At 44.2% G+C, this 14,143-nt stretch carries 17 protein-coding genes; 2 read left to right on the top strand and 15 right to left on the bottom strand.

The window, feature by feature from the left end:
* Positions 1 to 18: 18 nt before the first annotated feature.
* Entirely contained in the window at positions 19 to 663 is a 645-nt protein-coding gene (locus tag ACM1ND_RS09105; protein WP_023987995.1) for an O-methyltransferase, read from the bottom strand.
* Positions 664 to 820: 157 nt separating this feature from the next.
* Here ACM1ND_RS09105 and ACM1ND_RS09100 point away from each other — a divergent pair, with 157 nt between their 5' ends.
* Both ACM1ND_RS09100 and ACM1ND_RS09095 read left to right on the top strand, forming a co-directional pair.
* Positions 821 to 1,981 carry a THUMP domain-containing class I SAM-dependent RNA methyltransferase gene (locus ACM1ND_RS09100; protein ID WP_023987994.1) on the top strand — a complete coding sequence of 387 codons (1,161 nt, stop codon included), beginning with the start codon at positions 821 to 823 and terminating at the stop codon, positions 1,979 to 1,981.
* Between the two features lie 188 nt (positions 1,982 to 2,169).
* On the top strand, positions 2,170 to 4,152 hold the full coding sequence (locus ACM1ND_RS09095; protein ID WP_023987993.1) for an LTA synthase family protein: 1,983 nt from the start codon (positions 2,170 to 2,172) through the stop codon (positions 4,150 to 4,152).
* A gap of 173 nt (positions 4,153 to 4,325) precedes the next feature.
* On the opposite strand, the gene ACM1ND_RS09090 is transcribed toward ACM1ND_RS09095, so the two are convergent.
* The 14 genes from ACM1ND_RS09090 to ACM1ND_RS09025 all read right to left on the bottom strand — a co-directional run bounded on the left by ACM1ND_RS09090 (position 4,326) and on the right by ACM1ND_RS09025 (position 13,562).
* Complete coding sequence (locus tag ACM1ND_RS09090) at positions 4,326 to 4,595, bottom strand: hypothetical protein (RefSeq protein WP_023987992.1); 270 nt, start codon at positions 4,593 to 4,595, stop codon at positions 4,326 to 4,328.
* A gap of 94 nt (positions 4,596 to 4,689) precedes the next feature.
* The gene (locus ACM1ND_RS09085) at positions 4,690 to 4,911 is read right to left on the bottom strand and encodes a DUF1450 domain-containing protein (protein WP_007429791.1); all 222 of its coding nucleotides are present in this window, start codon (positions 4,909 to 4,911) and stop codon (positions 4,690 to 4,692) included.
* Between the two features lie 23 nt (positions 4,912 to 4,934).
* Positions 4,935 to 5,237, bottom strand: coding sequence for a heme biosynthesis protein HemY (locus tag ACM1ND_RS09080; protein WP_013309686.1), 303 nt, complete (start codon positions 5,235 to 5,237; stop codon positions 4,935 to 4,937).
* Positions 5,238 to 5,498: 261 nt separating this feature from the next.
* Positions 5,499 to 5,765 (bottom strand): hypothetical protein, encoded by a 267-nt coding sequence (locus ACM1ND_RS09075; protein WP_023987991.1) that lies wholly within the window; start codon positions 5,763 to 5,765, stop codon positions 5,499 to 5,501.
* Positions 5,766 to 5,900: 135 nt separating this feature from the next.
* Entirely contained in the window at positions 5,901 to 7,115 is a 1,215-nt protein-coding gene (locus ACM1ND_RS09070; protein WP_418027609.1) for a M14 family zinc carboxypeptidase, read from the bottom strand.
* Positions 7,116 to 7,235: 120 nt separating this feature from the next.
* Positions 7,236 to 8,045 (bottom strand): glutamate racemase, encoded by an 810-nt coding sequence (gene racE, locus ACM1ND_RS09065; RefSeq protein WP_418027608.1) that lies wholly within the window; start codon positions 8,043 to 8,045, stop codon positions 7,236 to 7,238.
* Between the two features lie 208 nt (positions 8,046 to 8,253).
* Positions 8,254 to 8,577 carry a YtxH domain-containing protein gene (locus ACM1ND_RS09060; RefSeq protein WP_418027607.1) on the bottom strand — a complete coding sequence of 108 codons (324 nt, stop codon included), beginning with the start codon at positions 8,575 to 8,577 and terminating at the stop codon, positions 8,254 to 8,256.
* 96 nt (positions 8,578 to 8,673) lie between these two features.
* On the bottom strand, positions 8,674 to 9,321 hold the full coding sequence (locus ACM1ND_RS09055; RefSeq protein ID WP_028542843.1) for a helix-turn-helix transcriptional regulator: 648 nt from the start codon (positions 9,319 to 9,321) through the stop codon (positions 8,674 to 8,676).
* Between the two features lie 8 nt (positions 9,322 to 9,329).
* A complete protein-coding gene (locus ACM1ND_RS09050) occupies positions 9,330 to 9,770 on the bottom strand; it encodes a DUF86 domain-containing protein (protein ID WP_418027606.1) in 441 nt (146 codons plus the stop codon).
* A gap of 24 nt (positions 9,771 to 9,794) precedes the next feature.
* Positions 9,795 to 10,082 (bottom strand): Dabb family protein, encoded by a 288-nt coding sequence (locus ACM1ND_RS09045; RefSeq protein WP_013309679.1) that lies wholly within the window; start codon positions 10,080 to 10,082, stop codon positions 9,795 to 9,797.
* 80 nt (positions 10,083 to 10,162) lie between these two features.
* Positions 10,163 to 10,588, bottom strand: a complete 426-nt coding sequence (locus ACM1ND_RS09040) for a phage holin family protein (protein WP_013309678.1) — start codon at positions 10,586 to 10,588, stop codon at positions 10,163 to 10,165.
* 206 nt (positions 10,589 to 10,794) lie between these two features.
* Positions 10,795 to 11,931, bottom strand: a complete 1,137-nt coding sequence (locus ACM1ND_RS09035; protein ID WP_068940234.1) for a polysaccharide deacetylase — start codon at positions 11,929 to 11,931, stop codon at positions 10,795 to 10,797.
* Between the two features lie 515 nt (positions 11,932 to 12,446).
* Entirely contained in the window at positions 12,447 to 12,965 is a 519-nt protein-coding gene (locus ACM1ND_RS09030) for a hypothetical protein (protein WP_341058566.1), read from the bottom strand.
* 324 nt (positions 12,966 to 13,289) lie between these two features.
* Positions 13,290 to 13,562 carry a hypothetical protein gene (locus ACM1ND_RS09025; RefSeq protein ID WP_071558942.1) on the bottom strand — a complete coding sequence of 91 codons (273 nt, stop codon included), beginning with the start codon at positions 13,560 to 13,562 and terminating at the stop codon, positions 13,290 to 13,292.
* Between the last annotated feature and the right edge of the window lie 581 nt (positions 13,563 to 14,143).

The following is a 14,143-nucleotide window of genomic DNA, read 5'->3' as shown; positions in this document are numbered from 1 at the left end:
ATACATGGAGAATGAACGCTATTTAACTCGAGCTAGCGCCAATCCATCGTACGCTGGCAAAAGCGTGCTGACCAGCCGTGGATCTGTTGCTATCGTTTCGTTAAAACGTCTCACGGCCTGGACGGCAGGGCCGTTCTTATCCGTATTCAGCGTCCGTCCGCGAAGGAAACAGTTGTCTCCCGCAATAATGGCACCCGGATTCGCCAGAGCAATCGCATATTCCAGATACACTGGGTAATTTTCCTTATCTGCATCAATGAAGAAAAAATCGAAAGTTCTTCCCTCTTCCTGAAGTTCCTTCAAGCTGTCCGCTGCGGGTCCGATACGATATTCGACACGGTCACCGTATCCGTTGTTTTCCATATGTCGATGTGCCAGCGCTGCGTACGCTTCTTTCAGCTCCAGTGACACAATGCGGCCCTTTTCTCCCAGCCCACGAGCCAGACATAATCCACTGTAGCCGCCTAATGCGCCGATTTCCAGTACATGCTGTGCGCCAGATACTTCAATTAGAAAGGTCAACAGTTTTCCGTAAGGATGAGCAACGGATACTTCCGGCATACCTTCTTTAACGATAGCCTCCCTAATACTGCGCAGTGCTTCATCTTCTTGTACCAGCTGGTCTACATATTGTTCAGGCGTCATATTTGGTGTAATTTCCACGGTTCATCTCTCCTTCTTGCTTAATCATAGCGCAGGTTGGACGTGATGTCCTTCGTAAATTTTTTACCTTAATGATTTGTCTCTTCGAGTACAATGACCTATACTATAGGGATTGAACCAAGCTTACATGATTATGGGGACGGAGTGAATACGTTTAATGACTCAACTGCAACTAATTGCAACTGCGCCAATGGGACTTGAAGCCGTCGTGGCCCGGGAACTCAGAGAACTCGGGTACGAAGATCTGACCGTTGAAAATGGCCGTGTCGTTTTTACCGGAGATTATATGGATATATGCCGGTGTAACCTGTGGCTTCGCACATCAGACCGCGTGCTTATAAAAATGGGTGAATTTGCTGCAACTACCTTCGACGAGCTGTTCGAGGGTACCAAAGCATTGCCTTGGCAGGATTGGATTCCTGTAGATGGTGAATTTCCCGTAGAGGGACGTTCGCACAAATCACAGCTTAGTAGCGTACCAGCCAGTCAGGGAATCGTCAAGAAGGCGATTGTAGAGAAGCTCAAGGAAACCTACCACACAGATTGGTTTGCTGAAGATGGCCCTCGTTACGTCATTGAGGTCATTCTATTGAATGATCGTGCATTGCTGACACTTGATACGACCGGTCCAGGACTGCACAAACGCGGCTATCGTAAGCTCGTTACAGAGGCGCCTCTCAAAGAAACGATGGCTTCTGCTCTTATTCAGCTTAGTCGCTGGAGCCCTGACCGACCATTCTATGACCCATGCTGCGGTTCCGGTACTTTATTGGTCGAAGCTGCCATGCAAGCCTGGAACATTGCGCCAGGCCTGAGACGTACCTTTAACTCGGAAGACTGGCCTGTCATTGGCAGAGAATTATGGGATCAGGCTCGCGACGAAGCGATGGATTTGACCCGCGATGACATTCCTTTTGAGATTGCAGGTAGCGATATCGACCCAAATGCCATACAAGTTGCTGAGGCAGCTGTAAAAGCAGCAGGCTTTGCTAAAGACATCCCTCTTAAGGTAATGCCTGTAACTAAAGTCAGACTCGAAGGACAATATGGTGTGATGATTACAAACCCACCTTATGGCGAGAGACTGAGCGAGCAATCCGAGGTGGAAAAGCTGATCCGTTCACTCGCACGCACGGCAGCCGAAATGAAGACTTGGTCCTTCTTTGCCATCAGCTCCACCAAGCAATTTGAGCATTATTGGGGCCGTAAAGCAGACAAGCGCCGGAAGTTGTTTAACGGCCGTATTGAATGCCAATACTATCAGTATCTAGGCCCTCTGCCTCCGCGCCGCAAAGATACTTCGCCGTTGCAGCCTTAAATATGATGAAGTTTAGGCCAGGAAACGAACCCTCTGTTCGTTCTTCTGGCCTGATTTGTGCTGTATTTTCTTTACTTAATCATTGAAATGCGCGAGATGAGCGCTATAATAATTAAAGGCATTTCGGTTTTAACATTACGTTAATATGTAGTTTATACTAGCCGAACATTTCTGCCGGAGGGGGTAAAGTGTTGGTTATTCGCACGTCCAGTGCAAGTCGCACTGGTAACACGTTCAGCAGAGTGCTGCTGTCTCGATATTTTGGATTAGGTCTGTTTTTTGTACTTATGATCGGCAAGCTCGTACTGATTCACTATAACTTGCATGCCCAAAATATTGACATGAATCCGCTGGATTATGTCATCGCTATTGGTTCTCTTTTACTTGTGAGCTTCTGGACCTTATGGCTACCACGTCGCGGACGTTTGATTGCTCTTGTGGTGCTCGATGTTTTGCTCACCGCGCTCATTTATTCCGACATGGTTTATTATCGGTATTTCCAGGATTTCATTACGATTCCCGTCTTACTTCAAGCCGGACAAGTTGACTCTCTGGGCGGAAGTATCGCATCCCTTATGTACTGGTGGGACATTTTCTTTTTTGCAGACTGGATTCTATTCATTCCGTATGTCATATTTGTGGCTTCGTTACGACGTCGACTTACAACGAATGATACTTATTTAGAAGCATCCCGAAGCTCGTTCACAAGGAGGTTCCTGCTTCGCTTCTCCAAAGGGGCATTGGCCTTCCTGATTGGCTATGTATTGACATTTGGGCCGATCAAATATTATACCTCCACATGGGCAACTGGCATATTTGTCGGCAACTGGTGGTCGATGGCCTTGTACAACGTAACCGGATTGATCGGATTTCATGGATATGACATCTACCGCTATGGTCAGGATCACCTTGGTCCCCAGCCTACATTGGCTCAAGCAGAATCCGATAAGGATAAGGAATGGTTTAATCAGCACCAAAAGTTGCTTCAGGTTAAAAATGATCTATCTGGCAAGTATAAGGGCAAAAACGTGATGGTCATACAAGCTGAAGCGTTCATGAACTTTTTTATCGGTAAACAGATCAACGGTCAAGCGATTACGCCTAACTTTGACAAACTGACGAAGGAAAGCATGTATTTCAACAATTATTTTCACCAGACTGCGCAGGGTCGTACTTCGGACGCGGACTTCTCTACACATGCTTCGCTGCATCCGCTCCCTACTGGCTCGGTATTTATCCGTTATGCGGACCATAAATTCGATACGTTACCTTCCATTTTGAAGGATACTGGGTATAGTCCCAATGCGTTTCACGTGTATGACAGCAGCTTCTGGAACCGTTACACCATGTATAAGGCAATGAACTATGACAAGTTCTACAGTAAAAAAGATTTTAAAATAGATGAGCCACTGGGTTGGTCACTGGGAGATAAATCCTTTTTCCGTCAAACGCTCAATGATCTCACCACCGAAGTTAAGCAGCCGTTCTACGCCTATATGGTCGGTATCTCCAGCCATCATCCGTACAACCTGTCACCTGACGCGGTAGATTTAGACGTTGGCGAGTTTGAAGGTACCATGTTCGGAGACTATCTGAAATCTGTCCATTATGTAGATGAAGCACTGGGCGAATTGGTAGATCAGATGAAGAAAGACGGACTGTGGGATGATACGATCCTGATGTTTTATGGGGATCATGACAATTCTATTAAAGACAAAGCACTGTATGAGAAGTTTTTAGGCAAGCCACTTACGGATCTGGACATGCAGAAAATCATGAATCAGGTGCCATTGCTTGTGCATCTTCCCGACGGAAGTCAGGCGGGCACGTATACGGAACCGGCAGGTCAGTTGGATCTGACGCCTTCCGTAATGCACCTACTTGGGATTTCTACAAAACCATATCATTTTATGGGAAACGATCTGTTTAGCGGGAAGCCTCGTATGGTTGTGCTGCGTACTGGTGCTTTCACCGATGGACGAGTGTACTACATTCCATCTGAAGACGGTACATTTTCCAAAGGGACCTGTTACAACCTGAATACAGGCCAGCCTACAGATGTAAACGCCTGCGGACCGGGCTATACCGAAGCTCTCAATCGGTTGAACATATCTGATCAGGTTATCACATACGATCTTATTCGCGAATGGGAACCACAAACAAAGAAGTAACTCCTTCTGTATCTAATAGACTTTCTGTGGGAGGTTGCTGACATAGCATCCTCCCCGAACTCTTTTAAGGATGCCGATCGCATACCCACCCTGTATATAACAAAAAAGCACGATCCATCAGCTTGTAAGTGCTGTGGATCGTGCTTTTTTATATGGATTGTCACTCGACTGCGCTAGGAACGCAACGTTTTTTTAGCTTGTTCAAGCCGTTGTACCTCTTCACCAAGCATGTCCTCTGCAACTTCTACTGAGTCGTCACCAAGGCTATCCTTTGCCTGCTGTATGGCATGTTCCGCATGAGTGCGAGATTGCTCCGCCTGTTCAATCAGTTGCTCAGCCGGATGTGACAATGCCTGAGAGACGGCATTGTGTAGCCTGTCCACCGAGTTTTGTGTTTGAGCTTCAACACTGTGATTGTCGAGATTAGAATCATATTGGGCCATGAGTCACTCCTCCTTCTGGGCAGTGGTCTACATCCATTAGCATGGATCAGAAGAAGGAGAACTATTCAAAAATTGCGAATGCTGCGTACTGGAACTATTTGATAAAGCGCGCAGCCTTCTCCAATACTTCATCCTCTGTGGCCGCACTCACATAACGTCCGTTCACATATACAAACGCTCGTTTCCCACAAGGACCGCAATACGATTTGCAGCCGATTTTGATCTCGGCATCTGGTGCCATCTTTTGCAACTTGGGCAAGATCGTTTTCAAGCGGATATGATTGCATTCATCACATACGCGAATATCATTGGCCATCTGTCATCCCTCCGAGCTCCGGCTTAGTGGTCGCCGTGATTACCTTGGGAAGGGTTAGTAATGACAAATCCTTCTTCGGGGAAGTACAAGTAATCAATTTTTACACCATCCAGCAGCGGCTGGCCGTTTTCCAAAATTACGTCAATGCCTTTATCTGTAGATACGACAGTATCTGTTTCTTTAGGCGTGTCCAAATCCAGCCCGTAATGAGCATGATCTCCATGAGCATGAGTAATAACAACGCGCAGGCTCTTCCCTTGATTCTCTTCCTTATCCAGTTCAAGTTTCAATACTTTAGCTGCGTTACGAGTAATTTTGCAGTTCATCAAACTTCATCTCCTTCATATTCATTAAATGAAATGTGGTTCATTGGATACATATCCACACCACACAACCTAGCGGGTAAAATCAACAACTCAAATAATTAGCCTCTATCCCAGAGGGAAAGAGGTACTATGGCAGCATAGCTGCGTCTGAAACATCATCATGAGCCAATAGATCACAATTATATTCAGCATAGCAAAAGGCAATATTCCTATTGTAAAGAAAATCGTGAAAAATCGCAATCACGAAATTCATAAGCTTATCTACCGAACACGTACATGCTGCTTTTCAAGCACATCTGGATATTTTCGTTCGGCACGGGTGACAAACCAATTCATAAGCAATAGCGTCACACCAATATCGTCGATGGGCATAAATGGCATGACATCAGGTAATACCCAATAGAGCAATACAGGCACCGCAAAGAGTAACTTTTCTCCCAGCGGAATCCTTGATGAAGTAATAAATCGGGGCATACGACGAAATACATGTGACCATTGACGGAGAGATAGTAATCTTTTCCACTTCATAGTTGTTCACTCCATTTCCAATGCTCCTAAGTATATATACCCCATTGAAGGGACATGTAAAGAGGAACACTTATAAAAAACGTGTTCCTCCTAATACGTGCAAATGATTCGATACGTTTCAGTAGGCCGAATTTTTCACCATGACAGCACTGTTGCCATTAACATGCCCACTTCTGCTGCAATATCATCGTAATCACGCATGGGCAGCGGATTTACACCTAGACCGACTTCAACGGTAAACCCTGGTTTACCAAATCGCTGTATAAACCAATCCTTGTACCCTGCATCGCTCCCACCCAGCTTTACCGCCCGGTACCCTGTTGCGGCAGCTAGCCGTAAGGCCCAATCTCGGCTCTCCTTAGGCTCTAGATCCCGATAATTCCAATAGATCTCCTGTCCCTGACTGTGTATGGATAACACCATGTCGAACTGTTCGCGCTCCGTCAGATCGGCAAGCGCCTTGGACTCTGGTTCAGACAAAGGTGCAGGTCCTGCATAGTCTCGTCGAGACGGACCTATTTTACCGCGTCTGCGTACCTCTTCTTCCCAATATGCCGGAAATTGATCGTTGAGGTCGACACCACGAATATTGGCCTTCCAACCGCGATAATCAGCACGTCCTTCATTCCACTTTTTGAGATCATGATACAACGGATGAGTTGGGAGTACACCTTGTTGCACCAGCTCTACCCCATCCGGGTTGACCATCGGAACCACCCATAGGGATGTATGCTCCAGCAAATCCTGCGGAGAACCTCCATACACCCATTGAGAGGTCCCTATATGTTTCCCATCGATCCCTTGTGCATATTGCTCTATAAAACGCAGCAAACAAGGCGTCGTCAGCCATTCATTAGCATGAACAGAAGCATTGGCATGAATTTTACGGGTTCCCTGCCCAATACGTACATAAGGAATATCCTTCCCCATGACACTGGTGCCAATGCTGCCAACTTCAATAAACGGATATCTGCGGGCCAAGGCCGCTAGGTCTTCCTTTAAATCTTCATATCCATACTCTCCACGTAATCGTACAATCTGATCCTCATGGTCTTCAGGAATAACAATTATTTTTCCTTCCGTAAAATCATGCTCCGCAAGTCCTGGATTGGCTAGCCGTAACTCATCAAGCTCCACACCAAACTGCTTGGCAATCTGTCTTGCAGACTCACCAGGCTGAATAACGTATTTACGATCCGTAGACGGACGAATATATAACACTTGACCACTAATCAGATAGGGTTGCGTGGCGGCCCACGGATTATCTACGATCAAAGTATCCGCCGATAGTTTAAAAGCCGAGGCGACCCGGTGCAATGTATCTCCTTTTTGAACGATATATTCCCTCATCTTACTACGCCCCTTCCATCTGCCTTACTGCATGTTATGCAGACGCGGCGTGTCTTGATGTAGCGAAAAGCAAAACAACCGACTTCTTTTGTCCAATGACAAAAAAAGTCGGCTGTCTCGTTAATCCAAATTGGTGACTTGCCAGACGACAGGCGTTTGGCGAATTTGCTCCCCGAGCCACTGTGCGGCAATGCGCTGGAACAATTCAGGATCGCCGGAACAAAAAAGCTGATGCACCGGCGTTTCGTCCCCAGCTTCCAACTTGCCTTTGTTATACAAAATGGTACTCGTCTCACGCGCCGTTTCATCTGCCGAGCTAATGAGCTTTACTGCAGGCCCCATGACTTCTTGAATCGTTTCCTTCAAAAAAGGATAATGCGTACAACCAAGAATCAGACAATCAATCGGATACGTTTGAATAGGTCTCAATGTCTCCTCCACAACCTGCGATGTCGTCTTGGAGCGGAATAACCCTTGTTCCACCAATGGAACAAGCGCAGGACAAGCATGGCTCACCACGTCTACATAAGGAGACAATTGCTTGAGCGCAGCTGTATACGCTCCGCTTCGAATCGTACCGACAGTCCCAATCACCCCGACATGCCCGGTAACCGTCGCGCTAATCGCAGCACGAGCCCCAGGGTGAATGACTCCGATCACCGGAATGGATACCTTTTGGCTTATATAGTCCAATGCCGCGGCAGTAGCCGTGTTACAAGCAATAATAATGACTTTCGGATCAAATTGAATCAGAAAATCAACCATTTGCTCTGTAAATTTTTTAACCTCTTCCGATGGTCGGGGGCCATACGGAGTGCGCGCAGTGTCTCCAAAATAAATGATTTTTTCCCGTGGAAGCTGACGCATGACTTCTTTTACAACCGTCAAACCTCCTACACCGGAATCCAATATTGCAATCGCTTGCTGCACGTACACACCGCTTCCTTTTTTGTTCAAATATGAGTTGTTTCATCTCGGAAAGCTATCCGTTGCTACATACCTTATGTCGTATTAATGTAAAAGGTACCCCAAAAGATTACCCTAAAACGAGGAAGTGATCAATAAAAAGGCTCCACCCCAACGGGAGAAGCCACGAATTCAAACCGTATTCAGTGTTTCACCTACGTTTTACAGACCGTTACAGAGCATCTTTTTCCGTATCTTCTTGAACAGTCGCTGATGAAATACTAACCTCAGGAATAATTTCACCCTTTTTACGCCATTGCCCAATTTCATGAATGACGGCTGAGGCTGTCTCCTTAATTTTGTCAGTATACTCAATTGAAGTGTCTGAAATTTTCCCCGCTAGCTCCTGTCCCTTATCACTTACGTTGCGCGCCTGATCTGTAATATCCTGACGCAGCTCACGACCTGACTTAGGGGCAAATAATAAAGCAGCTACCGAACCAACAATGCTGCCTGCCAACGCGCCTCGGATAAAACTTTTGCAGTTCTCCTTCACCTTCATCTCTCCCTTATGCCCGGGCGAATGCCCATCTGTTAGTGCATTATAAGCATGGAGAGCTTGTCATGATACAGAAAACAAGCCTGAAAAGTTTTACTTTTTTTTAGAGCGGATACGATACAGGCAACAACGGCCCCCATCCGCCAAACAATCCTCACGAACAACCTCGGCATCAAGCAGCTCCTCAAACATTTGCTGCTCGCATTCACAAGCCTTGCGGTAACGGCCTGCAATTTGAGAGATAGGACAATTGTATTCCACAATAGAGTAGCTACCATCCTCTTCCTCGTGCCACTCTGCCATATATCCGGAAGCATTCTGGATGCCCGAAAGCTTTTCCACACGTGAGGCCAGTGTAGTCTTCCCCTCCATGTGAGGGGCGTAGCGCTTCATCATTTTACGTTTTCTACCATCAAACAGCGAGTAAACAGCTTCCATTCCCTGTTCTTCATCCAGCTCCTCTAACAGTTCCAGTAACAGATGATCATAATTACGAGGAAACTGCTCGCTTCCCTGCTCGCTCAGACTGTATAAAAACGTCGGGCGTCCCATCGCCTGTCTCACGATCGTAGCCACGATCAGACCATCCTGCTCCATCAATTTGAGATGCCTGCGCACTCCCATTTCGGTAATGCCCAATTGAGCTGCCAAGCTTCCGACGCCCACAGGTCCCTGGGTTTTCAATAATGTCATGATCATGCGCCTAGTGGGCATTTCGGGTACGATATACTTATCCGTCACTTTTGCCTTTACACTCCCTCGGGCTGGGGACCCAATTCCTTATTTAAATAATCATACACGTTAGATGCAAAAAGCTCCAGCAACCCAGGCAGCTTTGGTGTAAGCGGGTGAAGGCTTGTCCGGTCCCAATGGAAGTACTCCTGTACTAGGGGTTTACGTAAGCCTACCAGCTCTACTAGCGAATGAAATACGGTATCATCCAGTACACCTTCCTCATGAATGATACCGATAATATCCTCATAGCTACTAGCGTCACGCATAATAAATCCGTCGATGATATAGCTTCCTACGTCCGTTACCGTCTCAATTGCCAGATGAAGGCAGCGCTCCTGCACTAGCCCCTGCAACAGATCGCCGTTCCAGGCAGCAGAAGTCTGGCGAAGTCCGGCGACAATGTCGGGAACAGCCCCTAGTCGAAGCTCAATTTGTTCCCGGTTGACATAATACAAGGTCCTGCACCTCCAGTAATCGCTTTAGATTTCATAATCAACTGCGATAGATACATCCTTTACTTCATTCATGTGTACAATAATTTCCTGATGGACAGGGTGTACCTGATACGTTTGCAAATCCTCCAGTGTTTCGACAACTGCGGTAAGGGAAATATCATAAGAACGTTCCGAACGAATCACATCCGTACCTACTTCGAGTGACAGCAGCTCTTTGATTTTGCCGTTCATGCTGCGCAAGATGGATGCTGTGTGCTCAATGCTTTCGGGGGAGCGGTCTTTCAATTTGAACAAAACAATATGTTTAATCATGCGTATAGGCTCCTTATCTTAAAATGTTCTCTTGAAAATTTTATCATAACGCCCCACATACGGAAAGAAACTTTGTAATTCTAGCGATCTTTTCCGCCATTTTTACCATCAGACTCCTTGTCCTTTAACAGGGCAAAAAAATTCTTGAGCTTCGGTGGGAGCGGTAGACCCATTCGTGAACAGTTTTCCGTAATAGAGATCAATTCATTGGATAAATAAAAGTACGTTGCCGCCCCTTTCATGATTTCGGTACCCATCAGGAGATCCACGTGATGCGCCAAAGAAATTACCATTAGCATTAAAGCCTTTCTAGCCAGCCCCCAAAAGCCGGCTTTACTGCTTAAACCTTGCCCAGTCTTAATTGCTGCGGCGACTCCAGTCACATAATCAACAGCCATTGCAACCGTGAATAGCACCATTAGCTGATTCCAGCCGCCAAAGGCAAACGTAATAAGGGCTCCTGCGGTAGCGCAAATCATACTAAACATACTCGGATTAATATTCATACCTCTCCTCCTCTCGGGGCGGTTACTGTAATATATGCAGCGACGTGGTAACCCGTAGAGTCATATGACCTGTGCATAGACATGAATTCATAGATTCATATAAAGCATGCTGCAAACTTCACAATTCCGAGCGAATACAACAAAAAGACACCTTTTCAACCACTATATAATGGTTGAAAAGGTGCCTTTTCTTTCATGCTATTCAATTAACGATGATCATTCCAAAAATTAAGCGGAGTCAGGTTATCATTCAACGGCTCGAACGAATATCCTTCTTTCTGCAAAGCGGCCATGATTTGTGGAAGCACCTTGATCGTAGATGGCTTATCATGCATAAGAACGACTGGTGTTCTGCCTTGCTTTTTCAATCTTCTAATATCACTTAGGACAGTCTGTACAAAATGCTCTGGATTTTTAGTATAACGCCAATCATTCGAATCTATGTTCCAGTCCCAAATATGATAGCCTGCACCTGTCAGTTGATCGCGGTATGCTTTCTTCAAATATGGTTTGCTGCCATAAGGTGTACGAATCAAAGAAGTGCGTTTCCCTGTGGCCTGAAATAAAATCTCGTTATCCTGATTCATCTCTGCGAGTGCTGCTGCCGGGGATGCATAGATTTTCTTCACCTGATGCGTCATCCCATGCAAGCCCAAACCGTGACCCGCCTCTACCATTCTTTTCATCACTGCGCTATGTTGACGAATTTCAGGTCCCAGCATGAAGAAAGTAGCCTTCGCATTATATTTGTCCAAAATATCCAGCAACTGCGACGTATGCGCCGTAGGACCATCATCGAAGCTCAAATAAATCGTACGGCTGGATGATGAGGCAGTTCCCTTGTTGCCTGAATTGCTGGCTTTGCCCGGTTTGACAGCTGCGTACTGTTTAATTTGTGTCGCGAATGTATTTAAAAATTGTGCATCTGACAAGCTAGCATTTGCGTTCTGAATTCGATACAGATTACTTGTTGGAAGCGTAATAGTGAAGCCAAACGCATCGGTCAAAGTGCGAATTGGCACCATTGTACGATCTCCACGCTCGAACACATCCCCCTTGTTCAAATCCAGCGTAAAGCTGCGATTATGTCCAGTCAGTACCAATGTATTTCCGTTGGCCGAAGTAGAAATCCCCATCTTTTGCCCTAATGTAACGATAGGAACATACAACTTATCATTTTTCATTACGGGCTGAATGGTATTCGAATCTAGCAACACATCATTGACCCCCAGCAAAGGAGCCTTCGCTTGTGCACTCGCCGTATTCGTATGTATACCTAGCAAACCCAAACAACAGATTGCCATCAAGCATACAGCCATCCATTTTGCATTTAAAAGCTTCATTCATTACACCATCCTGTGCTGTATTTTATAATGTGCGGGAGCTATCTCTAGCTTGTCTATGAAGTTATACAGACATGACGATATAGACATGGCAATATAGACATTCACTCAACATATAGAACATAAACGCGTATGAACCGACTGAACCTGACGTCTTTTCGTTCCCCCTATATATATTAATAGATTACCAGACTATAGTAGGTAAATATAGTAAAACAATTTGAAAACAATCTCGCAACCCCCCTGCCAGAGAAGGTTACAAATTTGTGAATAAATTGGCCGGAGTTAATAAGAGTACAAGCGATTAGTAGATTCTTTTGATGGAACTAGAACCTACCAGAAGAAAATGAAGGTAAGGTACTTGGAGCAAGATACAGTGGTATCTGAAGATTCTGGGTTTCTAATAGAAAATGGAATGTCAAAAAGGAGTATTATTTAACCCATTTACTTGATACTAGGTGTTGATATAAAAGAAAGACCTTGAGGATTGCCGCCCCCAAGATCTTTCCGTTTGCCTATTCTATTAATGATACCTCGAACCTCTTTTTAACTTCATCCAGATAATTAGCAAGAAACAAATCCTTATTTGTAAATCCTAAATAATATTCGTAGTCTTCCTCATCAATAGACGAATAATATTCCTGATGGAATAAAACATTGAAATGTTGTTTAAAATCTGAACCCTTCTTAATGACAATACATCTAAATAAATTATCAATTTCAATTGCTTTAATAATTTCTTCTTGTTTCATCGCCGAAAACCACATTATTTTCGGCGGTGTCTGATTCGGTTCATCCCAATGAGGTATAGATTCCCCCCATGGCAATACCCACTCAGAATTCACAAAAACACACCTCTCTAAGATGAATTCCTGTGTATTTACATCAAATAAATCCATATTCCTTTCGTAAAAGGAAAATAATATAATTGAATCCTTTTCAATAAATAAGCTTATCAAGTCAGCAATGTTCTCTGTTGACATATTATGCTTAATCACACCATAAGGCTGTTTAAAATTTATTTTCAAATTCATCATCCTATTCATTCGAAATAATAGTAATCCAATGTGGTTCTACCTGTCTTCGGGTCAATGAATTAAAAATGCATTGGAACATATTGATCAGGATCATAGATTTATTATCAGTCAAGAAGTTTTAATAACAAAGACCACAACACGAAACTATCTGGTATTGTGTACAGGCATATTAGAGGAATATTATACGGGAGAAATGAGGGTTAAGTTCGTTTGGACTTAGCCGCCCAATTCATTCGACACTGGGTAGGAGTAAAGTAAGACCTTGAGAGGATTTACTCGTCTCAAGGCCGTAAACTACAGTGGGTTCTAAGTCAAATTATACTATTTAGAAATATCCACATTGATTCTTTTTAGCTGTATCGCCAAGTTCCAATTCAAAGGTTTGGTCTTTGATGAGCTAAACCAGTTAGCCCCCTCACTTAGCCACCTAATCCTATATTCTTCGATTGACTCTGGAATGTCCTTTGCATCATCATCAAATCCAGACTCAAATCCACAACAATTACATATTTCGTGAGTTGGAAAACCATGTTTATCCCATTGAGGATAGTTCAACTCATTATAACTACAGACTGCACAAATAAATTTACTCATAATGGCATACTCATACTCTTTATGGATTGGTTGTTGTAATCCTCATGAAATAATTGTAACCGCATTTTGGTCACTACTTCCAAATTTAGGTTTATAAAGACTCCCTATGTGGTTAAATAATTCAAAATTCCACTTCAATACTTGTGCATTTCCAGCCTCTACATCATTAAAAAAACTCTAGCATCCATACCCTACCTACCGTTGTTATTTTCATCCAATGTTAGACAACTCATATTGATTCGGTACTTTTGTCGGTTTTAAAATCTCCAATCCCAGCCATCGCTACCTCCACCGGTTGACACATTTTTCAAATGCAATTGTTCTCGACTGTTCCTCTGAAAAGGATTGATTAAGTCAATACGATATTCATATCCACTCTTTCTCCCTGAATAAAATCAAACTGTACAATTCAATTCTGCTATTAACAATGTAAAGCAACTACTATGCCAACAACCTATTCAAAAATTATTTATAAAAAGAATAAAAATTACAATATGAAACCATTATAGTAGAATAATCTCCATTAGTCTTTACGAGTCTTGTATTAGTATCACCGGATTAATCGAATAGATTTTACCAGT

Source organism: Paenibacillus sp. JJ1722, from assembly GCF_048282685.1.
Lineage (GTDB): Bacteria > Bacillota > Bacilli > Paenibacillales > Paenibacillaceae > Paenibacillus > Paenibacillus polymyxa_B.
This window is presented reverse-complemented; position numbering and strand designations above follow the sequence as displayed.